The 25,813-nt window shown below is 57.7% G+C and carries 22 protein-coding genes, 1 tRNA gene and 2 pseudogenes; 19 read left to right on the plus strand and 6 right to left on the minus strand.

Annotated features, from left to right (window positions below):
- Positions 1-184: 184 nt before the first annotated feature.
- The 3 genes and pseudogenes from EC915_RS19905 to EC915_RS19915 form a co-directional block, all read right to left on the minus strand.
- Positions 185-1,425 (minus strand): annotated as a pseudogene (locus tag EC915_RS19905) (DUF1835 domain-containing protein).
- 220 nt (positions 1,426-1,645) lie between these two features.
- Positions 1,646-1,972, minus strand: coding sequence for a helix-turn-helix transcriptional regulator (locus tag EC915_RS19910; RefSeq protein WP_133752225.1), 327 nt, complete (start codon positions 1,970-1,972; stop codon positions 1,646-1,648).
- A 52-nt stretch (positions 1,973-2,024) separates the two neighbouring features.
- Positions 2,025-3,149 carry an alkene reductase gene (locus EC915_RS19915; protein ID WP_133752226.1) on the minus strand — a complete coding sequence of 375 codons (1,125 nt, stop codon included), beginning with the start codon at positions 3,147-3,149 and terminating at the stop codon, positions 2,025-2,027.
- A 742-nt stretch (positions 3,150-3,891) separates the two neighbouring features.
- Here EC915_RS19915 and EC915_RS19920 point away from each other — a divergent pair.
- Together EC915_RS19920 and EC915_RS19925 are read left to right on the plus strand one after the other, a co-directional pair.
- Complete coding sequence (locus EC915_RS19920) at positions 3,892-5,088, plus strand: hypothetical protein (RefSeq protein ID WP_133752227.1); 1,197 nt, start codon at positions 3,892-3,894, stop codon at positions 5,086-5,088.
- Between the two features lie 142 nt (positions 5,089-5,230).
- Positions 5,231-5,826: pseudogene (locus EC915_RS19925) on the plus strand (IS5 family transposase); the annotation flags it as partial.
- Between the two features lie 126 nt (positions 5,827-5,952).
- Here the strand turns inward: EC915_RS19925 and EC915_RS19930 are convergent.
- A tRNA-Leu gene (locus tag EC915_RS19930) sits at positions 5,953-6,037 on the minus strand.
- Between the two features lie 108 nt (positions 6,038-6,145).
- On the opposite strand from EC915_RS19930, the gene queA reads away from it, so the two are divergent.
- The 8 genes from queA (at position 6,146) to EC915_RS19970 (ending at position 15,429) form a co-directional block, all read left to right on the plus strand.
- A complete protein-coding gene (gene queA / locus EC915_RS19935) occupies positions 6,146-7,210 on the plus strand; it encodes a tRNA preQ1(34) S-adenosylmethionine ribosyltransferase-isomerase QueA (protein WP_133752228.1) in 1,065 nt (354 codons plus the stop codon).
- 14 nt (positions 7,211-7,224) lie between these two features.
- The gene (tgt, locus tag EC915_RS19940) at positions 7,225-8,340 is read left to right on the plus strand and encodes a tRNA guanosine(34) transglycosylase Tgt (protein WP_133752274.1); all 1,116 of its coding nucleotides are present in this window, start codon (positions 7,225-7,227) and stop codon (positions 8,338-8,340) included.
- A gap of 55 nt (positions 8,341-8,395) precedes the next feature.
- Positions 8,396-8,734 carry a preprotein translocase subunit YajC gene (yajC, locus tag EC915_RS19945; RefSeq protein ID WP_133752229.1) on the plus strand — a complete coding sequence of 113 codons (339 nt, stop codon included), beginning with the start codon at positions 8,396-8,398 and terminating at the stop codon, positions 8,732-8,734.
- A 62-nt stretch (positions 8,735-8,796) separates the two neighbouring features.
- A complete protein-coding gene (gene secD, locus EC915_RS19950; RefSeq protein WP_133752230.1) occupies positions 8,797-10,665 on the plus strand; it encodes a protein translocase subunit SecD in 1,869 nt (622 codons plus the stop codon).
- A gap of 9 nt (positions 10,666-10,674) precedes the next feature.
- Positions 10,675-11,586, plus strand: coding sequence for a protein translocase subunit SecF (secF, locus tag EC915_RS19955; protein ID WP_133752231.1), 912 nt, complete (start codon positions 10,675-10,677; stop codon positions 11,584-11,586).
- A gap of 118 nt (positions 11,587-11,704) precedes the next feature.
- Positions 11,705-12,250: a glycine zipper 2TM domain-containing protein gene (locus EC915_RS19960; RefSeq protein ID WP_133752232.1), complete on the plus strand. Its 546-nt coding sequence runs from the start codon at positions 11,705-11,707 to the stop codon at positions 12,248-12,250.
- A 272-nt stretch (positions 12,251-12,522) separates the two neighbouring features.
- Positions 12,523-13,764, plus strand: coding sequence for an OprD family porin (locus EC915_RS19965; protein ID WP_133752233.1), 1,242 nt, complete (start codon positions 12,523-12,525; stop codon positions 13,762-13,764).
- A gap of 66 nt (positions 13,765-13,830) precedes the next feature.
- Positions 13,831-15,429 (plus strand): argininosuccinate lyase, encoded by a 1,599-nt coding sequence (locus tag EC915_RS19970; protein ID WP_133752234.1) that lies wholly within the window; start codon positions 13,831-13,833, stop codon positions 15,427-15,429.
- 57 nt (positions 15,430-15,486) lie between these two features.
- Here EC915_RS19970 and EC915_RS19975 read toward each other — a convergent pair whose 3' ends face one another.
- On the minus strand, positions 15,487-16,761 hold the full coding sequence (locus EC915_RS19975; RefSeq protein WP_133752235.1) for a cation:dicarboxylate symporter family transporter: 1,275 nt from the start codon (positions 16,759-16,761) through the stop codon (positions 15,487-15,489).
- 130 nt (positions 16,762-16,891) lie between these two features.
- Here EC915_RS19975 and EC915_RS19980 point away from each other — a divergent pair, with 130 nt between their 5' ends.
- The gene (locus EC915_RS19980) at positions 16,892-17,824 is read left to right on the plus strand and encodes a LysR family transcriptional regulator (protein WP_133752236.1); all 933 of its coding nucleotides are present in this window, start codon (positions 16,892-16,894) and stop codon (positions 17,822-17,824) included.
- 163 nt (positions 17,825-17,987) lie between these two features.
- On the opposite strand, the gene suhB is transcribed toward EC915_RS19980, so the two are convergent.
- On the minus strand, positions 17,988-18,803 hold the full coding sequence (gene suhB, locus EC915_RS19985) for an inositol-phosphate phosphatase (RefSeq protein ID WP_133752237.1): 816 nt from the start codon (positions 18,801-18,803) through the stop codon (positions 17,988-17,990).
- Between the two features lie 238 nt (positions 18,804-19,041).
- On the opposite strand from suhB, the gene trmJ reads away from it, so the two are divergent.
- The 8 genes from trmJ to hscA all read left to right on the plus strand — a co-directional run bounded on the left by trmJ (position 19,042) and on the right by hscA (position 25,813).
- Positions 19,042-19,815 carry a tRNA (cytosine(32)/uridine(32)-2'-O)-methyltransferase TrmJ gene (gene trmJ / locus EC915_RS19990; protein ID WP_133752238.1) on the plus strand — a complete coding sequence of 258 codons (774 nt, stop codon included), beginning with the start codon at positions 19,042-19,044 and terminating at the stop codon, positions 19,813-19,815.
- Positions 19,815-20,615: a serine O-acetyltransferase gene (gene cysE, locus EC915_RS19995; RefSeq protein ID WP_133752239.1), complete on the plus strand. Its 801-nt coding sequence runs from the start codon at positions 19,815-19,817 to the stop codon at positions 20,613-20,615. The genes trmJ and cysE overlap by 1 nt, the downstream gene beginning before the upstream one ends.
- Positions 20,616-20,786: 171 nt before the next feature.
- Positions 20,787-21,278, plus strand: a complete 492-nt coding sequence (iscR, locus tag EC915_RS20000; protein ID WP_133752240.1) for a Fe-S cluster assembly transcriptional regulator IscR — start codon at positions 20,787-20,789, stop codon at positions 21,276-21,278.
- A gap of 44 nt (positions 21,279-21,322) precedes the next feature.
- Entirely contained in the window at positions 21,323-22,537 is a 1,215-nt protein-coding gene (locus tag EC915_RS20005) for an IscS subfamily cysteine desulfurase (RefSeq protein WP_133752241.1), read from the plus strand.
- A 90-nt stretch (positions 22,538-22,627) separates the two neighbouring features.
- Positions 22,628-23,014 (plus strand): Fe-S cluster assembly scaffold IscU, encoded by a 387-nt coding sequence (gene iscU / locus EC915_RS20010; RefSeq protein ID WP_133752242.1) that lies wholly within the window; start codon positions 22,628-22,630, stop codon positions 23,012-23,014.
- A 39-nt stretch (positions 23,015-23,053) separates the two neighbouring features.
- Complete coding sequence (gene iscA / locus EC915_RS20015; RefSeq protein ID WP_133752243.1) at positions 23,054-23,377, plus strand: iron-sulfur cluster assembly protein IscA; 324 nt, start codon at positions 23,054-23,056, stop codon at positions 23,375-23,377.
- An 8-nt stretch (positions 23,378-23,385) separates the two neighbouring features.
- On the plus strand, positions 23,386-23,904 hold the full coding sequence (hscB, locus tag EC915_RS20020; RefSeq protein ID WP_133752244.1) for a co-chaperone HscB: 519 nt from the start codon (positions 23,386-23,388) through the stop codon (positions 23,902-23,904).
- A gap of 46 nt (positions 23,905-23,950) precedes the next feature.
- Positions 23,951-25,813, plus strand: coding sequence for a Fe-S protein assembly chaperone HscA (gene hscA, locus EC915_RS20025; RefSeq protein ID WP_133752245.1), 1,863 nt, complete (start codon positions 23,951-23,953; stop codon positions 25,811-25,813).

Consider the following 25,813-nt stretch of genomic DNA (forward strand, 5'->3'; position numbering starts at 1 on the left):
GGTTGGGGGAGAATTTTCCTCAACACGCTCGTAACAATGCCTCGTTGATAAATACGAAGCCCGCTGAATTCAGCGACCTCTTATGCCTGATTGCATTCAAGTGCTGGAAGCCACTACAGCTCCCAGCGCTTGCCTCTATAAAAGCGCCGTCCAGCGGCGCCATGAACCCCTACAAAGACCCAAGTCAGCGACGCCACACCCTCCCGTCGTTACCCACCACCCAAGGCGCTTGGTCCGCAACGATATGCACCCCGCCAACCCAACGTTCTGCTGGCGCGTGATCGAGCCAGTGGGCTTGTCCTCGCAGAATTTGCTCGCCCAATGGAGTGATTCGAACAGCACGTTTCTGCCATTGGTTTGCTGGCTGTTCGTACACCAACGGATGCGGCGCATGAATCAGCGGTTGCAGCAGTGCGTTGAACATCAAATCCCCCAAATAGGGAAGCGGTTCGTAGCTCGTCATCAGGTGATCGAAGACTTTGCCGGAGGGCAGCTCGCCATGCTCGGCGAGGATGCGCAGTGTCAGGCGCTGAGTCAGGCTCAGACCATCCATCGCGCCGGGAAGCTCTTGCAATTGCCGCGTCAGAGCAGGTCCTAACAGCGGCAGTACGGGATGCTGCTGTGCGGCGAGCCTGGCCCAGGCACTTGGGTCTGCTGCGGTGTAGGCGGCCCATGCTTCACGTGCCAGTGCCAGCACGTTCTCGCCGAGCGGACGGCGTTTTGGCCAGAGCCAGGCGAGCAGGTCCGGGGCCAGTTGCCCTATACCTACAAATCGCTCCACGCCGGGCACTTGGTTGATCTCGATCAGTTCTAGTCTGCGCGGCAACGCGGGCAGGCTTGCCAATAGCCGCACCAGAAACAATTGATCGTAGGCGTCTGCCTCGCACCACAGCACCAGTTCGCTATCAGTATTCAGCCGCGCTAATGCGTCACGTTGCCCGGCCTGGCGCTGTTGGATATCTCGGGAGGGCAACCCGAATACCTGTTCTGCGAAAGCTGCCCGCACCGACCAGTACTCATCGTCAGGTAGAGCGGGGACCGGGCCCATGACCATCGGATCATCGAACATGTGAAACGAGCCTGAGAAGCCGGCTATTCGCAGGCTGTGCTCGATGTCGTTTCCGCAGCGCCAGTGCTGAACCGACGCTTCACTGCGTGCTGCGAGCCGGGATGGCGTGCCGCGAACGCGATACTGTCAACGTGTGAGATCAGCTTGGGCCAACTGGCGAAGCCCATTTCGCGTGCCAGTAGCCATTGTGCATCGGCAAGTCGATAGTCGGGGCCAGGCAAGCCCAGTGCTTGAAGCTGCGCCCGGGCCTCGTCAGCCTCGTTGTTTTTCAGTGCCTTCAAAAGACGCTTGGCGCGTTTACGCAGGGAGGGTAAATCCAGAAGACCGTGATGACGGGAAGTATTAGTGGCAGGCATGCCAACTCCTTACAGGGCTCGGTCCGCCGACAAGCCAGGAGCTGGAATGAAAAATGTGGGAAGCATGCTTTGGGTGAACCCTTCGCGCGGACCGCAGGCGCAGCAAACGCCCAGGTCCGGACTGTAGCGGGAACGGCTGGCGCAAGTAAAGCGGGCGTGCTCGCAGCCCCCTGGATCTTCCCCTCAGATCGAGATGATGAGGCAAGCTCATCATCTGCAATCATTGTTGAAGATCGACCCCTATATCGTCCAAAAGCCCGGTAATTGCAGCGGCCAAGCGATTTTCATCGCGCTTGTAATACGTCCACTTGCCGACCTTGCTTGCCTTTACCAGACCTTGGTCATGTAAGGACTTCAAGCAAATCGAGGTGGCGGGTTGTGAGAGCCCGCTTTTCTCCTGGATCAGGCTCGCACAGACACCGTACACGCTGAAGTCATACAGCTGCGGGCAACCTTTAAAGGACTCGTGCGGGTCTTTAAGCCAACCCAGCACGGCTCGCCGTGTCGGGTTGGCGAGCACCTTGAGCGTCTCGTTCAACTCCTGCATTTCAATACTCGCCCCTTGTCGACGAGACAGTCTCGCCATTGAGGGCGGCAGTTTATGGCTTACTAAATGGATAGTCGATATAGCCTTCCTTGCCGCCACCATAAAGCGTCGCGTGATCGACCGGGTTAAGCGGTACGCCGTTTTTGAATCGGTAAGGGAGATCGGGATTGGCAATAAACGTCCGACCAAACCCGAACAGGTCTCCATAACCGTCAGCCAGCATGCGCTTGGCTTTCTCTTCGGTGTAGCACCCGGAGTACATGATGGGCTTGGTAAAGACCTCACGCAGCGACTGGCGAAAGGACAGCGGCAGGTCAGGGCAATTATCCCAATCAGCTTCAGCAATGGACAGATAACCGATGCCCAAGCCATTGAGCATGGACGCGGCCTGAATGTAAGTGGCGTGTGGGTCGCTTTCCACAAGACCCAGATAAACGCGCGCCTCAGTGGTGGTTTCAAACAGCGGCGAGAACCGCACACCTACGCGCTGCGCTCCGAAAACAGAGATAACGGCTTCGGTCACTTCGCGTAAGAAGCGCAGGCGATTATCCAGCGATCCGCCATATTCATCAGTGCGATGGTTGGTGTGCTCGGAAATGAATTGGTTGAGCAGATAGCCATTGGCCGAATGCAACTCAACGCCGTCGAAACCCGCTTCTTTCGCATTGACCGCCGCCAGCCGATAAAGCTCGACCAACTCCCTGACCTCCTGAGTCGTCAGCTCACGGGGCAGGCTTGGGTCCGCCAAAGCGCCTGATGCCGGGCCAGTCTCGATAAACACTTTAACGGCCGTCGCTTTGATCGCAGAGGGCGCGACAGGAGGCTGTGAGTCAGGCTGCAAGCTGATGTGCGAAACCCGACCCACGTGCCACAGCTGGCAAAAAATCACGGCGCCTTGCTCATGAACCGCGCTGGTGATCTGCTTCCAGCCTTTGACCTGTTCTTGACTATAAATACCGGGCGTCCAGGCATAACCCTGGCCCCGTGGCTCGATCTGCGTACCCTCAGTCACCATGAAGCCTGCGGCAGCACGTTGCCTGTAATACTCGCTCATCAAAGCATTGGGGATGTCGCCGGGCTGCGTGCTTCGCGAACGAGTCAAAGGCGGTAAGGCGATTCTGTTTCTGAGCGTGAAACCAGCAAAGGAAAGCGGTTCAAACAAGCTTGAGTCGGTCATTTCGAATCCGGGCAGTTCAGGGAAGAGGTCGACACATTAACACATTCGAATGTGTATATGTGTTGATGTGCAGTGAAATGTCTTAGCGTGTGACCTGGCTACTGTTTCGTACGGCATCCTCCAAGAGCTGCCTGCTACCACAACAGGACGAGCGAGGAATGGCATTGGGTCGATTCCAGGCAGCGAGGTCTCACTGTGCTCGTCATCAAGGACTCGGCGGGGCAGAGGTGACGAGATTGGTTGTGACGTTATGAATCCCTATCCGATGATGCGGATTACATGAAGGATTCGTGCGCTAATCGATTACGACGGTCGGGCCAACATGTGAGGCTTGAGTGCGTGGTGAGTTGTTTCCTGAGGCCACAAGGGAACCGATTTGCCGCTGGCTACCACTCATGCTGTATGACAATGCCCTGAGAGAAGATACATGCCGTCAGGTTGAACATTAATAGCTCTTCATTATTTGCCCATATCGTCGAGCGGGCTTTAGCACCTTCCACAGCGCAGTTGAGATGAGTCTTAACGCTACTCAGTGCGCTGCAAATCCAGGTAGCGCGCTGGTATGACACGAATAACGAGGATGAACATTTACCTGCCGTATGTCATGTCTGTCACCGCAAGTCAGTCACGACGACGTTACCCGATATTGGGGAAAACTCTCCATTATTATTTCAGCGCTTACTTCAAGTTTGATCCTCTATGATAGGGGGTTTAAATACTTTGTCCTAACGGAATTTTAGAAATGTCATTCCCGATTAACAACGCTAACGACTTTAATCCATATATCAACGCTCATGCTGAGGCCGCTCGCTCGGTACCTCAAGCTGCTCCTCGTCCGGTTATGCGCCCAGGTGCTGGTATAGGCAGTGTTAATGGACAGCAAGTAAGCATGGCGCCGCTAAGTCGATCAGGCTTTACTTCTGCGTTTTCAACACAGCAGACCTCCGTGGTAGCACACCGCGCGCGTCTCGCAATCTCTGCGCGCAATGCGCAGCAGATCCTGGCTAACACTCGAGATTTGTCACAAAAGGCTGCCAGGGACATGCACGCAATAGCAACACTTGAACTTCGTGGTTTAGAGGCAACCTACGAAATCATATCTCTCATGAGTAAAAATCATATCGCGCGTTTTTCTCGGTCTGATATTGACACGATAGTTGAGGCGTTAGACGACTACCAGGCGCAATACGGCGACAACTTTCTTATGAACGTAAGCGCTATGGGGTACCCATCGCTCGAGCATTATCTTGATAGCACAGGGGTCAGAGGGACGCATGCGGTAGAAACGTTCATCCGCGAATTTACCGATAGACATACAGATGCCTCAGACCTGACCGAAGATGATATGGACGAGATCAAGACTCGCTTGACCGATCGCCTGGCTGAGCCTACCAGTATTTTAAAAAATTTCATTCATACAGGTCCGCGCCTCTCGAGCATTCCTCTTCTGAAGGGTGCTACCGGCACGGATAATCCGGTCACAACGCAAGTTAACGGTGCTGACACAGTTATATCGGCCCTTAACGGTCAAGCCATAAATTTCAATGGCTTTCTCAGCACGACTGCAGACTTTAGCGTTGCACTGGAGTTTGCCGGTTTGACTGCGGCTGAAGATTTAGGCACTCCCATGTTTACGGTGGATCTCAACAGCAACTCCGAGGAGTCAGAAGTACTACGGCGTACTGCACTTAGATTTGTGCAAAGCAAGGAGTGCGATACTGACTCCATTTTATATTACTTTAAAAGCAATAACGTAGCCGGTATCAGTATTAATGCCACTAAAGCAAGTGCTTACCCTGACGTTGAACCTGATCGTCTCGCTACTGAGGATGAGATCTTACTCAATCCGGGGCACTTCTTTCAGCCAGAGCAGATTGTGCTGCATTCTGGAGGCGTAGCTATGATTGGAAGTCTCAGCTACGGCAGAGATACAGGGTGAAAACCTTCATCTGAATAGTCGGCCGCGGGCATTGGTACCTCGCTTTAGATTCCGCCTTGATGCGGTTTACCCAAGCGAGGCTTAAATCTCGCGGATCTGCTCATTCTGGCTGCACATCATACGCTGTATCCTTTTGGGGCCTTGCTCTGGCGCAGCATGGCGAGGTGCCCGAGCGATTCGGTCCTTGGTCAACGATTTATCAGCGGTTCCGGGAATGGCGTGATTGCGGAGCTTTTGAGCTGATGCTCAAGCGTCTTCATATCCGCTTGAATGAGCAGGGTTTGATTGACCTGGAAACATGGATGATCAACTCCACTGCCGTACGAGCAACCCGGGCCTCATCAAGTGCCGGGAAAAAAGGGGGTGCAAAGAACCGCAAGACCACGCGCTCGGGCGCGGTCGGGGCGGTCTGACAACCAAGATTCACATGCTGTGCGACGCCAATGGTGTGCCTCTGCGTTTCCTGTTGTCGGGCGGACAAGCCAGCGATATTGCCTATGCCCAACCGCTACTCGATCAGGCTTGCATTCCCAGCCTGCGTGGTCGCCCGCGCAAGCGCTGCCGTTGGTTGCTGGCTGACAAGAAACATCATCGAACGCATGTTCGGCTGGCAGAAGGAGAACAGACGCATCGTGACGCGCTTCGACAAACTCGCAACACGTTTTGCGACGATGGTCTCATTGGCATGTGTATGCGATGCGATGCTTGCGACAATACTTTATGTACAGAGCCTTGTGATTCTATTCCCCGGACATATGAGGGGGGAGCGGCGCTTTTCGGCTCTGTAAGCCGCATACTGATTACGCAAAATTTACGCCAGACGAAAAAAAAGACCTTGAAAATCAAGGTCTTTTTTCAATTTGGTGGTGCCCCGAGGGAGAATCGAACTCCCACTTCTTTCGAAAACGGATTTTGAATCCGCCGCGTCTACCAATTCCGCCATCAGGGCTCAATGGCGGCGAAGTATAGAGATGAGACGACCGTTGGTCAATCATGTTTGATGGTCAATTTTCAGGTTTTCGGCTAAACTTCGCGGCCCTGCTAGACGAACCCCATCATGCGTGTCGCCGACTTTACCTTCGAACTCCCTGATGCATTGATCGCTCGCCATCCTTTGGCGGAGCGTCGCAGCAGCCGTTTGCTGACCCTCGACGGGCCGAGCGGTGCGCTGGCTCATCGCCAATTTACTGATCTGCTGGAGCATTTGCGCCCTGGCGATCTCATGGTTTTCAACAACACCCGGGTAATTCCCGCGCGTTTGTTCGGGCAGAAAGCCTCTGGCGGCAAGCTGGAGATTCTGGTGGAGCGGGTGCTGGATCAGCATCGCGTGCTGGCCCATGTGCGTTCCAGCAAGTCGCCGAAGGCGGGTTCGACGATCCTCATCGATGGCGGTGGCGAGGCCGGGATGGTCGCGCGCCACGATGCGCTGTTCGAGCTGCACTTTGCCGAGCCGGTCTTGCCCTTGTTGGAACGAGTCGGGCATATGCCGTTGCCTCCTTATATAGATCGCCCGGATGACGCCGCCGACCGTGAGCGTTATCAGACGGTGTATGCGCAGCGTGCCGGTGCGGTGGCTGCGCCGACGGCGGGGTTGCATTTCGATCAGACGATGATGGATGCAATTGCCGAGAAAGGTGTCGAGACGGCGTTCGTCACGTTGCACGTGGGGGCGGGGACGTTTCAGCCGGTGCGCGTTGAGCGTGTCGAGGACCACCATATGCACAATGAGTGGCTGGAAGTCACTCAGGACGTGGTCGACGCTGTTGCTGCCTGTCGCGCACGCGGTGGTCGGGTGATCGCGGTCGGAACGACCAGTGTCCGCTCGCTGGAGAGTGCAGCTCGCGATGGCGTGCTCAAGCCGTTCAGTGGCGACACCGATATCTTTATCTATCCGGGGCGACCGTTTCATGTGGTCGATGCCTTGGTGACCAACTTCCATCTGCCTGAATCCACGTTGTTGATGCTGGTTTCGGCATTCGCCGGTTACCCGGAAACCATGGCGGCCTACGCGGCGGCGGTGGAAAACGGTTACCGCTTCTTCAGTTACGGGGATGCCATGTTCATCACCCGCAATCCCGCGCCGACGGCTCCCAAGGACTCGGCCTCAGAGGATCAAGCATGAGTCGCACCTGTCGTATGTCTTTCGAGCTGCTTGCTACCGATGGCAAGGCGCGTCGTGGTCGTCTGACCTTCCCGCGTGGCGTGGTCGAAACCCCGGCGTTCATGCCGGTGGGCACCTATGGCACAGTCAAGGGCATGCTGCCCCGAGACATCGAGGCCACGGGTGCGCAGATCATCCTCGGCAATACCTTCCACCTGTGGCTGCGCCCTGGCACCGAAGTGATCAAGGGCCACGGCGACCTGCACGATTTCATGCAGTGGAAAGGCCCGATCCTGACCGATTCCGGCGGTTTTCAGGTGTTTAGCCTCGGCGCCATGCGCAAGATCAAGGAGGAGGGCGTGACCTTTGCCTCTCCTGTAGATGGCGCGAAGGTGTTCATGGGGCCCGAAGAGTCGATGCAGGTGCAGCGCGACCTGGGGTCTGACATCGTGATGATCTTCGACGAATGCACGCCTTACCCTGCTGACGAGGATGTTGCGCGTACGTCGATGGAGCTGTCACTGCGCTGGGCCAAACGCTCGAAAATCGCCCATGGCGAGAACACCGCAGCGCTGTTCGGCATCGTTCAGGGCGGCATGCACGAGAACTTGCGCATGCGCTCGCTGGACGGCTTGAACGAGCTGGATTTCGACGGTCTGGCCATCGGTGGTCTGTCGGTGGGCGAGCCCAAGCACGAGATGATCAAGGTCCTGGATTATCTGCCAGGCCGGATGCCGGCTGAAAAACCTCGTTACCTTATGGGTGTAGGCAAGCCCGAAGACCTGGTTGAAGGTGTGCGCCGCGGCATTGACATGTTCGACTGCGTCATGCCAACGCGCAATGCTCGCAACGGTCATCTGTTCATCGACACCGGTGTGCTGAAGATTCGTAATGCGTTTCATCGCCACGATGATTCGCCGCTGGATCCGACCTGCGATTGCTACACCTGCAAAAACTTCTCCCGTGCTTATCTGCACCACTTGGACAAGTGTGGCGAAATGCTGGGGAGCATGCTCAATACGATCCACAATTTGCGGCATTACCAGCTGCTTATGGCTGGTTTGCGCGAGGCTATTCAACAGGGTACATTGGCCGCCTTTGTCGACACCTTCTATGCCAAACGCGGGCTTGCGACGCCGCTGCTGGACTGAATGACAGCCGGTCTTACCGCTTCTTATTATTAAAAGTATGCAACTGGAGTGTTAAATGAGCTTTTTCATCTCTTCCGCTTTCGCGGATGCGGCTGCACCTGCTGCCGCAGGCCCAATGGGCGGTGGTTTCGAGTGGATATTTCTGGTCGGCTTCGTGGCCATCTTCTATCTGATGATCTGGCGTCCGCAGGCCAAGCGCGCCAAAGAGCAGAAGAATCTGCTGGGCAACTTGCAGAAGGGCGATGAAGTCGTCACTTCCGGCGGTATCGCGGGCAAGATCAACAAAGTGACCGACGACTTCGTTGTTATCGAAGTTTCCGACACTGTAGAACTGAAGATCCAGAAGGGTGCCATCGCTGCCACCCTGCCTAAAGGCACTCTGAAAGCCATCTGATTCCAGTCTTTTACCAATCGACGGGGCGCGCAAGGCGCCCCGCGTTATAAGCAGGCGGCGTGATGTTGAACAAATACCCTCTGTGGAAATACATCCTGATCCTGGCAGTGCTGGCGATCGGCTTTATTTATTCCGCACCCAATCTCTACCCTGATGACCCGGCTATTCAGGTCAGCGGCGCAAGCACTGCGCTGCAAGTCAATCAGGCTGATCTGGATCGCGTAAGCAAGGCGCTTACCGATGCTGGCATCGCGGTCAAGGGCGCGTCTCTTGCCGAGAATGGCAAGGGCGGTTTGTTGCGTCTGACCAAACAGGAAGACCAGCTGCCAGCCAAGGACGTCACCCGCAAGGCGCTGGGCGACGACTATGTCGTGGCGTTGAACCTGGCTCAGACCACGCCCAAGTGGCTGCGCAGCATTGGCGCGACCCCGATGAAGCTGGGTCTGGACTTATCCGGCGGCGTTCACTTCCTGCTTGAAGTCGACATGGATAAGGCCCTGAGCGCCCGTCTGAATGTCTATGAAGGCGAAGTGAAAAGCCTGCTGCGCAAGGATAAACTGCGCTATCGCAGCCTGCCGCAGGATGGCAACGCCATTCAGCTGGGCTTCAGTGACACCGATTCCCGCGAACAGGCCCGTGCCCTGATCCGCAAGGATTACAGCGATTTCGATATCACCACGACCGATCGTGGCGAGATGCCGGTCCTGCGTCTGGCAATGACCCAGGCCAAGATCGCCGAGATCCGCGAATACTCGATCAAGCAGAACCTGACCACGGTACGTAACCGCGTCAATGAGTTGGGCGTGGCCGAGCCACTGGTTCAGCGTCAGGGTGCCAATCGCATCGTGGTCGAGCTGCCAGGCGTGCAGGACACTGCCGAGGCCAAGCGTATTCTCGGTAAGACTGCCAACCTTGAGTTCCGTCTGGGCGCAGGCCCGGATGACTCCAGAGCCACCACCGAGATGTTCGAATTCCGCGAAGGCGGTCGTCCAGCCGCTGCGGTCGAGCGCGGCCTGATCATCACCGGTGATCAGGTGACCGATGCCAAGGCTGGCTTTGACGAGCACGGTCGTCCTCAGGTGAACATTAAGCTTGATGGCCACGGCGGCGATCTGATGAGTCGTGCCACCCGCGCTAACGTTGGTCGCAGCATGGCGGTGATCTTCATCGAGCAGAAACCGACCACCACCTACACCAAGCAGGTTGTGGATGGCGTCGAGAAAGACGTGCCGGTGCAGACTTTCAAGGAAGAGAAGAAAATCATCAGCCTGGCGACCATTCAGTCGCCGCTGGGTGCTCAGTTCCGGATCACCGGTCTGAATGGCCAGGGTGAGTCGTCCGAACTGGCGCTGTTGTTGCGTGCCGGTGGTCTGGCCGCACCGATGTACTTCGCTGAAGAGCGCACAATCGGCCCGAGCCTGGGTGCCGACAACATCACCAAAGGTATCGACGCATCCCTTTGGGGCATGCTGTTCGTGTCGATCTTCATCATCGCCATCTACCGTTTCTTCGGTCTGATCGCGACGGTGGCACTGGCTTTGAACATGGTCATGCTGCTGGCCCTGATGTCGCTGCTGGGGGCAACACTGACTCTGCCAGGCATCGCCGGTATCGTCTTGACCATGGGCATGGCGGTAGACGCCAACGTACTGATCTTCTCGCGGATTCGTGAGGAACTGGGCAACGGCATGAGCGTGCAGCGTGCGATCAACGAAGGTTTCGACCGCGCCTACACTGCGATTCTCGACGCCAACCTGACTTCGCTTCTGGTCGGCGGCATTCTCTATGCCATGGGCACAGGGCCAGTCAAAGGTTTCGCCGTGACCATGTCCCTCGGGATCTTTACCTCGATGTTCACAGCCATCATGGTGACCCGCGCAATGGTCAACCTGATTTATGGCGGTCGTGACGTCAAGAAGCTGTGGATTTAAGGGGCTGACATGAAACGTACGATCAACTTCATGGGCGTTCGCAACATTGCGTTCGGTATTACCATGCTCCTCACCGTGCTGGCGTTGTTCAGCTGGTTCCATAAAGGGCTCAACTTCGGTCTGGACTTCACCGGCGGTACGCTGATCGAGCTGACTTACGAGCACCCTGCCGATCTGGGCAAAGTGCGCCGGGAGCTGGCTTCTTCGGGTTACCACGAAGCCATCGTGCAGAGCTTCGGCGCGACCACCGACCTGTTGGTGCGGATGCCGGGTGAGGATCCGCAACTGGGTGCTCAGGTGGCCCAAGCGCTGCGCAAGACTGGTGCCGATAACCCGGTAACGGTCAAGCGCGTCGAGTTCGTCGGCCCGCAAGTGGGTGAGGAACTGCGTGACCAGGGTGGCATCGGCATGTTGCTGGCGCTTGGCGGTGTTCTGATCTACCTGGCTTTCCGCTTTCAGTGGAAGTTCGCGGTCGGCGCCATCGTTTCGCTGATCCACGACGTGGTGGTGACGATGGGCATCCTGTCGTTCTTCCAGGTGACGTTCGACCTGACCGTACTCGCAGCTGTGCTGGCGATCATCGGTTACTCGCTCAACGACACCATCGTGGTATTCGACCGGGTGCGTGAGAACTTCCGCTTGCTGCGCAAGGCTTCGCTGATCGAGAACATCAACATCTCGACCACTCAGACCCTGCTGCGGACCATGGCCACCTCGATCTCCACGCTGTTGGCAATCGGCGCACTGTGGATTTTCGGTGGCGACAGCCTGCACGGTTTTTCCGTTGCCCTGTTCATCGGCGTTCTTGCCGGTACCTACTCGTCGATTTACATCGCCAACGTGGTGCTGATCTGGCTGAACCTGCGCTCCGAGGACCTGTTGCCTCCTGTGACCGCTGAGAAAGTTGACGATCGGCCATAACGATTGTTCTGGTCAGCCGGCACACTAAAAAGGCGCGAGTATGAACTCGCGCCTTTTTTTGTGCTCCAAGGCTGGGAGTAGCGTGAGCAATTGCGCTGAATAGGGTCAGGAGGTTCACGTGAACAAATCGTTGCTAGTTGGTGCGGTATTGGGTGCTGTCGGTGTCACCGCCGGTGGCGCTTTGGCCACCTATAGCCTCGTTAAATCAAACGGTCCGGAGTACGCAGACGTACTCGCCGTCGAGCCTGTAAAAGAACAGATCAAAACCCCTCGTCAAGTGTGCAAGGACGTCGCCGTCACGCATCGCGCTCCGGTCAAGGATCAGCATCAGATCGTGGGTAGCGTCATCGGTGCTGTAGCGGGTGGCTTGCTCGGTAACCAGATCGGGGGCGGTAACGGCAAGAAAGTCATGACCGTTGCCGGTGCTGTCGGGGGTGGCTACGCCGGTAACAAGGTTCAGGAAGGCATGCAGAACCGCGATACCTACACCACGAGCGAATCGCGCTGCAATACCGTCAATGACATCAGCGACAAGGTGGTGGGCTACAACGTGAAGTACAAGCTCAACGACAAGGTCGGCCAAGTGCGCATGGATCGTGATCCGGGCAGCCAGATTCCGGTTAATAAAGAGGGGCAGCTGGAATTGAGTCAGGCGGGTCAATAAAGCCTCTGGTTCACGCAGTTCAAAAAACGCCCTACATGCAAGGGCGTTTTTTTGTGCCCGGTTTTATACACGGGCTCTGCAAGCCTGCTCCTGTAGATGTGCCAACTCGCCTTTGTGATCCCATATGTATTAAGTATCGAATGGGTAGTAACTATATATTTTTAATCCGAAACCCTGCCGCGTAAGCTTTTTCAGGTGGCTTTTGGCGTCTGTGCCTGTGAGTCCACTGCATAACTCTAATAAAAATCAGCAACACCACGCGGGATATAAAAATGCATAAAAGCCCTGTTTCCATAGGCCTTAAGACTGCTACCTTGGGTTTGAGTCTGACCTGTCCAGGTTTTGCCGAAGCCGATTTCTTCGAAGACAGCAAAGCCGATCTGGAATTTCGAAATTTTTATTTCAACAGCGACTACCGCCAGGAAGGCGCGAGTCAGTCCAAGCGCGATGAATGGGCCCAGGGCCTGATTCTCAAGTTCGAGTCCGGGTTTACTGAAGGTGCGGTGGGCTTTGGCGTGGACGCCATTGGGCTCTTCGGCCTGAAACTGGACTCAGGTCCTGATCGCCGCAACACGGGTCTGCTGCCGGTCGGTGACCAAAAAGCGCCCGACGACTATGGCCGTTCAGGCGTGACCGCCAAGGCCAGAATCTCCAAGAGCGTGTTGCGCGTCGGCACCTTAATGCCCAAATTACCCACGGTTCTGCCCAACGATGGACGCCTGTTACCGCAAACCTTTCGCGGTGCTCAACTGACCTCAAAAGACATTAACGATATGACCCTTAATGTCGGGCGCCTGACCAGCAATACCGAGCGCAACGACAGCGGCCACGAGGACATTGAAGCTACCGGCAAAAGCATCAAGGGCGGTCGTCCCAGTGAGAGGTTCGACTTCGCCAGTGCCAGCTTCAACTGGAGCAAAGGCCTGACCACGTCCTACAACTACGGCGGCCTTGAGAACAATTACAAACAACACATTGTCACGCTGCTGCACAGCTTTCCCTTGAGTGAATCGCAGTCGATCAAGAGCGACCTGCGCTACGCACGCTCGCTCAAGGACGGCAACACCAACGTCGACAACACGGCCATCGGCGCCAAATTCACCTACAACATCAGCGGCCATAGTTTCGGCGTGGCGTATCAGCGCATGAATGGCGAAACCGGCTTCCCTCATCTGGCGGGTACCGACTCGTTTCTCGTCAACTACGTGATGATCTCCCCTGACTTTGCCAATCCTGAAGAGCGTTCATGGCAGGCTCGCTACGATTACAACTTTGCCACCGTCGGGGTGCCGGGCCTGACCTTCATGACTCGTTACCTCAAAGGCGACAACTTCGCTCGCGGCAGCAAGGAAGGCACCGAATGGGAACGCAACACCGATATCGCCTACGTGTTCCAGAGCGGCGCTCTGAAAAACCTCGAGTTGAAGTGGCGCAACGGCAGCTATCGAAGCAATGGCGGCAGCAACATTGACCAGAACCGCGTGATCGTTAGCTACACATTGCCGTTGTTGTAAGTCCTGACTTTTTGCACAAGACCCCACACCGCTTACCCGCGGCCTTCGCCGCATTGGAGCCTGAAGATGCTAACAAGAAAAACCCTTATCCACCTGGCCGTGGCTTTTGCCCTGTTCAACAGTTATGGCGCCTACGCGGCCAATACTGCGGACCTGCCGTGCAAGACCACCGAAGAGTGCGCGGCGCAGGCCGCAAAAATCGGCGCGTCGGTGGATAAGTCGAAGACCAAGGGCAGCAAGACCGAAAGCCAGTTTTCCTGGCTGAACCGGATCAACAAAGCTTCAATCGTCATGCTGACAGAGGAGGGGATCGTCAAACCCGAAATGGGCCAGAAGATCGCCACGGGTGTGCGCTATGCCATCGACCAGGCGGATCAGCCAAACGGCAAGCGCCCCAGCGACGTGCTGCAGTTGGAGGAAATCATGACCGACAAGATCGGCCCGGAAGCCTCGCTGATCCACTCCGGTCGCAGCCGTCAGGACATGCTCGCCACTTACCGGCTGGCCAAGTTGCGTTCCGACGTTCTGGCCTACAGCGAAGCGATGAACGCGACGCGTAAACGCCTGCTGGATCTTGCAGATAAAAATGTTGATACGCTGATTCCGGCGTACACCAACGGCGTCCAAGCAATGCCGATTACCTACGCGCATTACCTGCTGGCGTTCGAGGCGGCCTTCGATCGCGACGGCCAGCGCATTCGCGAGCTGTATCAGCGCTTGAACCAGAGCCCGATGGGCACCGCAGTGCTGGCCAATTCGGCGTATCCGCTTAACCGCGAGCGCCTGGCCGAACTGTTGGGCTTCGACGGCGTGCGGGAAAACTCACTGGATTCCAGCCAGGTCTCGACCTATGACATTCCTATCGAGGCGGCGAACATCGCCTCGTCTTCGGCCATCCGGGTCGGGGCGATGATTGGCGATATCCACACTCAGTACCACCAGATCCGTCCGTGGTTGCTGCTGGACGAGGAAAAAACCTACACCAGCAGCGCGATGCCGCAGAAACGTAATCCGGGTTTGCTGATGCGAACTCGTGAAACCGCCTCGGACGTTGTAGGACTGGCGCAGACGGTCACCTTGCGTGCGCACAACGTGACCACCGGCATGACTGACTACAAGTTCGCTTTCGACTCGCTCGGCATCTTCGATTCAACCAAGGACATGTTCGGCGCCATGGATGCGGTGCTCGATGCATTGCAGGTCAATCCGCAGCGTGCCCGCGAAGAGCTGGAGAACGAGTGGACGACTTCCATGGAACTGGCTGACACGCTGGAGCGTACGCAGAAGGTGCCCTTCCGTATTGGTCACAGCTTTGCGTCGCTGATCGTCGAGCAGGCGCGCAGCGAAGGCCTGACCCCGAAAACCTTCCCCTATGCCGATGCACAGAAGCTCTTCACCAAGGCCGCGGACAAGTATCAGTGGAAGCAAAACACCTTGCCGCTGGACGAAGCGACCTTCCGTGCCTCGCTGTCGCCGGAGAATATGGTCAAGACCCGCAAAGGCACTGGCGGTCCGCAACCGGAAGAGGTCAAGCGCATGCTTGCCGAAGCGCACAAGACGCTGGACGCTGATCAGACATGGCTTCGCGAGCGTAGGGAAAAGCTGACCCAGGCTGAAGGTAATCTGGATCGGGCCTTCGAGAAACTGTTGTCGTCCAAGGGGTAAGACTGCTGGCGAGGGAGCGCCGCAGAGCCGGCAGGTGCAGGTTCTGTGGGAACGAGTTCATTCGCGATTGGGTGCTTTGGGCGATGGAGGTTCATCGACCACGCTGCCTTCTCGCGGATTAATTCGCTCCCAGAGGATCAATGCATTTTGCCACCTCGCAATCGCGAGACAGGCCACGCAGTTGCCCAAGACATTGGTCAGCACGCGGCATTTCATTAGACGCTCCACGCCCAGCAGTAATCCCACGCCCTCCACAGGCACTACGTGCAGCAGATTCAACGTTACGATCAAGGTGAAAAAGGCCGATCCCGCCATACTGGTAGACCCCAGCGACGTTACCAGAGCAATCAGCAGCAGCGTCAGCAAGTCGGTCGCCGACAGGTCGATGGCTGACATCTGCGCCAGAAACAGCACTGCCGTGATCAGGTAGATATTCGAACCGCTGAGGTTGAAGGTGTAGCCCGTAGTAAGAACCAGGCGCGTCACTTGCCGGTCGCAGCCCGCTGCCTGCATCTTCTCGATCAGCCCCGGCAGCGCCGCGACTGAAGAGCCGGTGAAGGTGACCAGCAACAGCTCATCCTTGAGATGAATGACCAATGACCACAGCGAGGTGCCGCACGCTCGTGCTATGGGCGTTAATATCAGCAGAACAAACGCGCCACAGGCCAGGTACATGACGGCCACGAACTTGAGCAGCGGCAGCGCGGAGGCCGGGCCGAACCTGCCGACGGTGAACGCGATGGCGCCGAACGCGGCAATGGGGGCGAATCGAAGGACCTGCCTCAAGCCCTTGAACAGCACGTCGACGATTTTTTCCAGCATCAGTCGCGCTGCATCGACATGACGACGACCGCGGGCTCGCGCCATCAAGGTTCCTGTCAGCAGACCCGCGAGCATCACTTGCAGAATAGGATTTTGCGTCAGTGCGCGAGTCAGCATTGAGCCTGCGGCTGCCCAGGCAAAGGCGGTTGATGATGGCGGCGCAATGTCGAAATTCGTCGCAAGCGCCGAAACACCCAAGCCCGTTCCAGTGCCGGGGTGCGTGAGCTGGGTAACCAGGCAGCCCAGCGCCAGAGAAAGCAGCGCCATGCTTTGAAAGTAAAGCCACACCCTGACACCCAGCCCACGCTGCCTGACCTGCAGGCCCGCGACGCCGGACGCGATCAACAGGAACATCATGAACGGCATCAGCCACCCGATGACGCGGATAAACCCATCGCTCAGCGGTTTCATCTCCATCGCGAGCCCAGGATCGAAGACACCCAGAAGCGCGCCACAGACGATGGCCAGAAGAAGGTGCAGAGTCGTGCTGCGCAGGAGCCTGTCAGGCATCAATGATCCGTAAGTGGCGTGCTTATTGTTATGAGCGTGCCTTGCCAGTGAGGTGGCGATTGGGCACGCTTGCCGGCCAGTGTCGCATTGATCGGCGGCAATCATAAAATCTCTCCACGGGATAGACCACATGGAGCTTCGTCATCTGCGCTATTTCGTGATGGTGGCCCAAGAGCGCCATTTCACTCGCGCGGCAGCACGGCTGAATATGCAGCAGCCGCCGCTCAGCCAGCAGATTCGTGCGCTGGAAGATGAACTGGGCTTCGAGCTGTTCAAGCGTCACCCCAAAGGCGTGGATCTGACTGCTGGCGGGCAGGTATTCCTGCAAGAGGCGCAGGACATTCTGACGCGGGTCAAAGAAGGGGCGCTCAAGGCCTCACGCGCTGCCAGTGGCATAGAGGGCCAGCTGTGTGTCGGCTTCACCAGCTCGGCAGCGGCTCATCCATTGATCCCGCGCATCATCCGCGCCTATCGCGAACGCTTTGCGGGGGTGGCTGTTTCACTCAAGGAGGGCAGTGCCCAACAACTGACGGATGCGACCATCGAGGGCAGCGTGGATGTCGGTATTTTGCGCGCGCCGGTCAGTCGTCATCAGAGCATCGAGTTTCATCGGCTGCTCAATGAAGAAATGTTGCTGACATTGCCGGTAGGGCATGGGTTACTCGCAGGACATGCGGCGGGAGATGAAGCGCCTGTCATCTCTCTGCCGGATCTTGCTGGCGAGCAGTTCATTCTCGTCCGTCGCCCAGGTGCACCGGGCATGTACGCCAATCTGATCAAGGCCTGTCAGAACGCAGGCTTCAACCCGAAGATCGCTTTCGAGGTCGAGCGCATGCTCACCAATGTCAGTCTCGTGGCTGCAGGGGCGGGGATTTCCATCGTGCCTGCCTCGATGAAGGATGTGCACAAGGAAAGCGTCGTCTACTGCCGGATCGGTAACGCCAAGCCTCGACTGCATGCGCCCATCACGCTGGTGTGCCGCAGTTTCAACCAGCTGCCGCCGCTGCAGAATTTCATTGATCTGTCCCGAGAGTTGAGCGGGCGGAAAATCACACTGCGTTAACGCTCATGTCCGGGTTGTACCTCACATCGACACGCGCCGCTGGTCCCGTGCAGACGTCGGAGGTTACGACGGCAGCGAACTCGGCAGGCCGGTCGCCGCGCATGTACCTGATACGACGAATTCGTACAGTGGCGGTGTTTTCTGTAAACGGCAGCGGCGAAGCTTAACGCTTCAGCGACGCGGGTACGAATGGAGCGATGGAAGTCAGGACGGCTTTGAAGCACTTGGTGTTGCCTGCAACGATGTGGCCCTTTTCGAGGAAGTCGTGACCGCCATTGAAATCGCTGACCAGACCGCCTGCTTCCTGAATCAGCAGAGCGCCAGCAGCCATGTCCCACTCCGACAGGCCCGACTCCCAGAACGCATCGAAGCGACCGGCCGCAACATAGGCCAGGTCCAGGCTTGCTGCGCCAGCTCGGCGGATGCCCGCAGTCTGGCCCACCAGCGAGCGGAACATGTTCATGTAGTTTTCGAGGTTATCGAGCTGATTCTCGCGGAACGGAAAGCCGGTGCCGAGCAGAGCGCCTTCCAGACCCTTGCGTGGGCTGACACGCAGACGACGGCCGTTCAGTTGAGCGCCACGACCACGAGAGGCTGTGAATTCTTCCTGGCGAACGGGATCGAGCACGACGGCGTGCTCAAGGCGACCACGGTATTTGCAGGCGATGCTGACTGCGAAATGCGGAACGCCACGTACGAAGTTGGTGGTGCCATCCAGCGGGTCGATGACCCACAGGTAGTCTGCGCCTTCACCTGTGCCTTCTTTCAGGCCGGTTTCTTCACCCAGGATGCCGTGGGTCGGGTAAGCCTTGAGCAGCGCGTCGATGATGACTTTTTCTGCGGCGCGATCAACTTCGGTTACGTAGTCTTTCGCGTCTTTTTCATCGACCTTGATGGTATCCAGGCGCTCGATGGAGCGGAAAATCAATTCGCTGGCGCTGCGGGCGGCGCGCAGCGCGATATTCAGCATGGGCTGCATGGATGTATCACCTAGGTCGTTAAAGAGAGCCGGGCATTCTATGGGTTCTTGTCGACGATTTCCAGCGCAACTCCACCGTTTTTACCCTGCGTCCGGTCGCCTCGTCCTGAGTCGATGGTGTCGGGTATGCGGCGCTTCAACCGTGTATGTAGAGCCTGTGGTGCAAGGGTTCGTAGCCTTGGGCCGGGCGTTTCTGTAAGATTCGACCCCCTTTCCATCTGCAAGCGAGACCTCACCAGTGCTGCAAAATATTCGTGTTGTTTTGGTCGGAACCAGCCATCCGGGAAATATCGGTGGCGCGGCGCGTGCCATGAAGAACATGGGGCTTTCGCGTCTGGTGCTGGTTGACCCGGCCATGTTTCCCCACCACGAAGCTGATGCCCGCGCTTCCGGTGCCGGCGACATTTTGCAGAACGCCCACGTGGTGGCGACCCTGGAAGATGCCTTGGTTGGCTGCAATCTGGTGATGGGCACAAGCGCCCGGGATCGTCGCATCCCCTGGCCGCTGCTGGACCCCCGCGAAGCCGGCATCAAGACGATAGAGCACGCTGCGCTGGGTGAGGAGATCGCGTTGGTATTTGGTCGTGAATACGCCGGACTGACCAACGAGGAGCTGCAGCGCTGTCACTTCCATGTGCATATTCCCTCCGACCCCGAATTCAGCTCGTTGAACCTTGCCGCCGCTGTGCAGGTGCTCAGTTATGAGGCGCGCATGGCGTGGCTGGCGAGTGAAGGGCAGGCGAGCAAGATCGAGAAGTTCGAAGTGAACTCGGTGCGCAGTACCGAATTGGCAACGATGGATGAGATGGAGAAATTCTATGAGCATCTGCAAGCCACACTGGTCAACATCGGCTTCCTCGATCCAGAGAAGCCTCGACACTTGATGGCACGGCTGCGCAGGCTTTACGGGCGTTCGGCCGTCAATCGTTCTGAGATGAGCATTTTGCGTGGCATCCTCACCGAAACCCAGAAAGCGGCCAACGGCGAGCCCTACAAACGGAAGGATCAGTGATGATCGAGCGTCTGCGCGAAGATATTCAAAGCGTATTTCACCGCGATCCGGCAGCCCGAAACGCATTCGAAGTGCTGACCTGCTACCCCGGCATGCACGCGATCTGGTTGCATCGATTTTCCGGCTGGTTGTGGCGCAAGGATTTGAAATGGCCGGCGCGCATGGTATCCAACTTCGGTCGCTGGTTGACCGGTATCGAGATTCATCCCGGTGCCAAGGTCGGCAGACGCTTCTTCATTGATCATGGCATGGGCATCGTCATTGGCGAGACGGCCGAGATCGGTGATGACGTGACGCTCTATCAGGGCGTGACGCTGGGCGGCACCAGTTGGAACAAAGGCAAGCGCCATCCGACCCTGGAGTCGGGCGTCGTGGTGGGGGCGGGCGCCAAGGTCCTGGGTCCGTTCACGGTGGGCGCGGGCGCGAAGGTCGGCTCCAACGCCGTGGTCACCAAGCCTGTTCCGGCGGGTGCAACCGTGGTGGGCATTCCTGGGCGGATCATCGTCAAAGCGGATGAAAGCGGTGCTCAGGAAAGTACGACCGAATCCAGGCGCAAGGCGATGGCCGAGAAGATCGGCTTCGATGCCTACGGCGTCAGCGAAGACATGCCGGACCCGGTTGCCAGAGCGATCGGGCAGCTGCTCGACCATCTGCAGGCCGTCGACGTACGCATGGAAGACATGGGTAAAGCGCTCAAAAGCCTGGGGTGCGAGTACCGCGAGAAAGAGCTGCCAGAGCTGCGCAAGGAAGTTTTCGACTGCATCGAGGAACGCGGCGAGGGCAGGAGCGCTCAGGAATAAGCTTTCCGTGCAGCGGGGCGTAAGCCGGGCATCCCATTTCAGCCTTGGCTTTGCTATCATGCCGCCGCTATTTTTGCGCGTAATCCCGACTGTTTCACTAGGTCTTATAGTTGACTTAAATACTCGGGAATAGCATACTCGCCTTCATTCCGAACCTCCGCGGTACATGTCATGCGACTGACTACAAAGGGCCGATACGCCGTTACCGCCATGCTCGACCTGGCGTTGCACGCGCAGCATGGGCCAGTGTCCCTGGCCGATATCTCCGAGCGGCAAGGGATCTCCCTTTCCTATCTCGAGCAACTGTTCGCCAAGCTGCGTCGCAGCAATCTGGTGTCCAGCGTGCGTGGGCCCGGTGGTGGCTACCAGCTGTCCCGAGCCATGCAGGGAATTCAGGTGGCGCAAGTGATCGATGCAGTCAACGAATCGGTCGACGCGACACGCTGCCAGGGACTCGGTGATTGTCATGCTGGCGATACCTGTCTGACCCACCATCTGTGGTGCGACCTCAGCCAGCAGATTCACGAATTTCTAAGCGGTATCAGCCTGGCCGACCTCGTCACTCGCCGTGAAGTGCAGGAAGTCGCCCAACGTCAGGACCTGCGTCGTTGCAATAGCAGAGCGCAGCTTCTGGACAAGATTGAAACATCCGCCGTTGAGTGAACGCAGATGCACGCGCGGCGCGCCTGCCCGATAGGAGATATTCAATGAGATTGCCGATTTACCTCGATTATTCCGCGACGACCCCGGTCGATCCGCGTGTTGCGCAGAAGATGAGCGATTGCCTGCTGGTTGATGGCAACTTCGGTAACCCGGCCTCGCGCTCCCACGTCTTTGGCTGGAAAGCCGAAGAGGCGGTCGAGAACGCACGTCGCCAGGTCGCTGATCTGGTTAATGCCGACCCGCGCGAAATTGTCTGGACCTCCGGTGCCACCGAGTCTGACAACCTGGCGATCAAAGGCGCGGCGCATTTTTATGCCAGCAAAGGCAAGCACCTGATCACCAGCAAGATCGAACACAAGGCTGTCCTCGATACCATGCGCCAACTGGAGCGTGAGGGTTTCGAAGTCACCTATCTGGAGCCGACCACTGACGGTCTGATCACTCCGGCGATGATCGAAGCTGTTCTGCGCGACGACACCATTCTGGTTTCGATCATGCATGTGAACAACGAGATCGGCACCATCAACGACATCGCGGCGATTGGCGAACTGACCCGCTCGCGTGGCGTGCTGTTCCATGTCGATGCTGCTCAGTCTACCGGCAAGGTCGACATCGATCTGTCCAGCCTGAAAGTCGACATGATGTCCTTCTCCGCCCACAAGACCTACGGGCCGAAAGGTATTGGCGCGCTGTACGTCAGCCGCAAGCCTCGCGTGCGTATCGAAGCCACCATGCACGGCGGCGGTCATGAGCGCGGCATGCGTTCCGGCACGCTGGCAACCCACCAGATCGTCGGTATGGGTGAAGCCTTCCGTGTCGCCAAGGAAGACATGGCTGCGGAAAACGTGCGCATCAAGGCACTCAGCGACCGCTTCTACAAACAGGTCGAGAATCTCGAAGAGCTGTACGTCAACGGCAGCCTGACTGCCCGCGTGCCGCACAACCTGAACCTGAGCTTCAACTACGTTGAAGGCGAGTCGCTGATCATGGCGCTCAAGGATCTGGCGGTTTCCTCCGGCTCTGCATGCACCTCGGCTTCTCTGGAGCCTTCCTACGTGCTGCGCGCCCTGGGTCGCAACGACGAGCTGGCACACAGCTCGATCCGTTTCACCTTCGGCCGTTTCACCACTGAAGAAGAAATCGATTGGGCCGCGCAGAAAGTCTGCGAGGCTGTCACCAAGCTGCGTGCTCTGTCACCGCTGTGGGACATGTTCAAAGACGGCGTTGACATCTCGAAGATCGAGTGGGCAGCACACTAATTTAAAGTCGCCACATGAATGCGGCGCTTTGAAAACAGGGTTTTTGAAGTGTCGCGAGAGCGACAGGCGTAACTGATGAGGATTTGAATCATGGCTTACAGCGAAAAGGTCATCGACCACTACGAGAACCCGCGCAACGTCGGCAAGATGAACGCGGAAGATCCTGACGTCGGCACTGGCATGGTCGGCGCTCCGGCTTGCGGCGACGTCATGCGCCTGCAGATCAAGGTGAACGAGCAAGGCATTATCGAAGACGCCAAGTTCAAGACCTACGGTTGCGGTTCTGCCATCGCTTCCAGCTCCCTGGCAACTGAGTGGATGAAGGGCAAGACTCTGGCCGAAGCAGAGACCATCAAGAACACTCAGCTGGCTGAGGAACTGGCGCTGCCGCCGGTGAAAATTCACTGCTCGGTACTCGCCGAAGACGCCATCAAGGCCGCCGTTCACGATTACAAGCAGAAGAAAGGCCTGCTCTGAGCAGTCTTCGCCCCGCTTGCAAGTAAGTAAGGAGTCACGATGGCTATCAGCATGACCGAAGCTGCCGCCAATCACGTGCGTCGTTCCCTCGAAGGGCGCGGCAAAGGTGATGGCATTCGTCTGGGTGTTCGCACCACGGGTTGTTCTGGCCTGGCGTACGTACTTGAGTTCGTCGATGCGCCAGACAGTGAAGACACTGTGTTCGAACATCATGGCGTCAAGGTGATCATCGATCCCAAGAGCCTGGTTTACCTGGACGGCACCGAACTCGATTTCGTCAAGGAAGGGTTGAACGAAGGCTTCAAGTTCACCAACCCCAACTCGCGCGGTGAATGTGGCTGCGGCGAAAGCTTCAACGTCTGAGGCTTATTGTGGGTACTCCTTGTCACTTCGCTCTATTCGACCTGCAGCCGGGTTTCCGCCTGGATCTGAACCTGCTTGCCACGCGTTATCGCGAGCTTGCCCGTAGCGTGCACCCCGACCGTTTCGCTGACGCCCCGGCGCGTGAGCAGCGTGTTGCGCTGGAGCGCTCGGCGAGCCTGAACGATGCCTACCAGACCCTCAAGAGTGCGCCGAAACGTGCGCGCTACCTGTTGGCGCTCAAGGGCGAAGTTCCGCTGGAAATCACTGTGCAGGATCCTGAGTTCCTGATGCAGCAGATGCAGTGGCGCGAAGAACTCGAAGACCTGCAGGATGAAGCGGATCTGGACGGCGTGGCGACTTTCAAGCGTCGGCTCAAGGTTGCGCAGGAAGAACTGAACGAAAGCTTCGCGGCCTGTTGGGACGATGCTGCACAGCGTGAGCAGGCCGAAAGGCTGATGCGTCGCATGCAGTTCCTCGACAAGCTCTCCTACGAAGTGCGCCAGCTGGAAGAGCGCCTCGACGATTAACCCCGCGCCGCCTCCTGGGCGGCGCGCCAGTGATATCAGAAAAGCAATGGCTCTACTGCAGATCGCCGAACCCGGCCAAAGTCCACAACCTCATCAGCGTCGTCTGGCCGTCGGGATTGATCTCGGCACCACCAACTCGCTGGTCGCTGCATTACGCAGTGGTATCAGTGAGCCTCTTCCCGATCACAATGGGCAGATCATCCTGCCGTCCGCAGTTCGTTATCACGCTGATCGCGTCGAAGTCGGCCAGTCCGCCAAGGACGCCGCAGCCTTGGACCCCCTGAATACCATTATTTCGGTCAAGCGCCTCATGGGCCGTGGCATATCCGATGTGAAGCATCTGGGTGACCAGTTGCCCTATCGTTTCATCGGTGGCGAATCGCACATGCCGTTCATCGAGACCGTCCAGGGCGCAAAAAGCCCTGTGGAAGTGTCCGCTGACATCCTCAAGGTGCTGCGTCAGCGCGCCGAGGCGACGCTGGGTGGCGATCTGGTGGGTGCGGTGATTACCGTTCCCGCGTATTTCGACGATGCCCAGCGTCAAGCCACCAAGGACGCCGCCAGGCTGGCAGGCTTGACCGTACTGCGTCTGCTCAACGAGCCGACGGCCGCTGCAGTGGCATATGGTCTTGATCAGAATGCCGAAGGCGTTGTTGCGATCTATGATCTGGGCGGAGGTACCTTTGATATTTCAATTTTGCGCCTGACCGGTGGTGTTTTCGAAGTCATGGCCACGGGCGGTGACAGCGCGCTGGGCGGTGATGATTTCGATCACGCCATTGCTAGCTGGATCATCGTTGAAGCCGGTCTGTCGGGGGACATCGACCCGTCTGCCCAGCGCAGCCTGATGCAGACCGCCTGCATTGCCAAAGAAGCCCTCACCGATACAGATTCGGTCGACGTCGTGCATGGCGCCTGGAAGGGTGTGCTGACTCGCGGCGCTTTCAATGCGCTGATCGAGCCGATGATCGCTCGCAGCCTCAAGGCTTGCCGTCGAGCTGTGCGTGACTGCGGTATCGAGTTGGACGAAGTGGAAGCGGTGGTAATGGTCGGTGGCTCGACTCGCGTGCCGCGTGTACGTGAGGCGGTTGCCGCGCTCTTTGGCCGCCAGCCGCTGACCGAAATCGACCCGGATCAGGTCGTCGCCATTGGTGCTGCAATTCAGGCCGATACACTCGCGGGCAACAAGCGCGATGGTGGCGAACTGTTGTTGCTGGACGTTATTCCGCTGTCCCTCGGCCTTGAAACCATGGGTGGGCTGATGGAAAAGGTGATCCCGCGTAACACCACGATTCCCGTGGCCCGCGCTCAGGAGTTCACCACCTATAAGGACGGTCAGTCGGCCATGATGATTCACGTGCTGCAAGGTGAGCGTGAATTGATCAGCGATTGCCGCTCTCTGGCACGTTTCGATCTGCGCGGCATTCCGGCGATGGTCGCGGGTGCGGCGAAGATTCGGGTTACCTTCCAGGTCGATGCCGATGGTCTGCTGAGCGTTTCCGCGCGCGAGCTGGCGTCCGGCGTGGAGTCCAGTATCCAGGTTAAACCTTCCTATGGCCTGACCGATGGCGAAGTCGCCCGCATGCTCAAGGATTCGTTCCAGTACGCCGGCGACGACAAGGTCGCGCGGGTATTGCGCGAGCAGCAGGTCGATGCCCAGCGTCTGGTCGAAGCCGTGGAAGGGGCTTTGCAGGCCGATGGCGAGCGTTTGCTCGATGCCGAAGAGCGCATGGTCATCGAGATGCAGGTCGAAGAACTCCGTGAATTGATGAAGGGCACCGACGGTGCGGCCATCGAGCAGCAGACCAAGCGTCTGTCGCAGGTGACCGACGCGTTCGCGGCCCGCCGCCTGGACTCGACGGTAAAAGCCGCCCTGTCAGGACGCAACCTGAATGAGATTGAGGAATAA

Source organism: Pseudomonas sp. LP_7_YM, from assembly GCF_004364435.1.
Taxonomy (GTDB): domain Bacteria; phylum Pseudomonadota; class Gammaproteobacteria; order Pseudomonadales; family Pseudomonadaceae; genus Aquipseudomonas.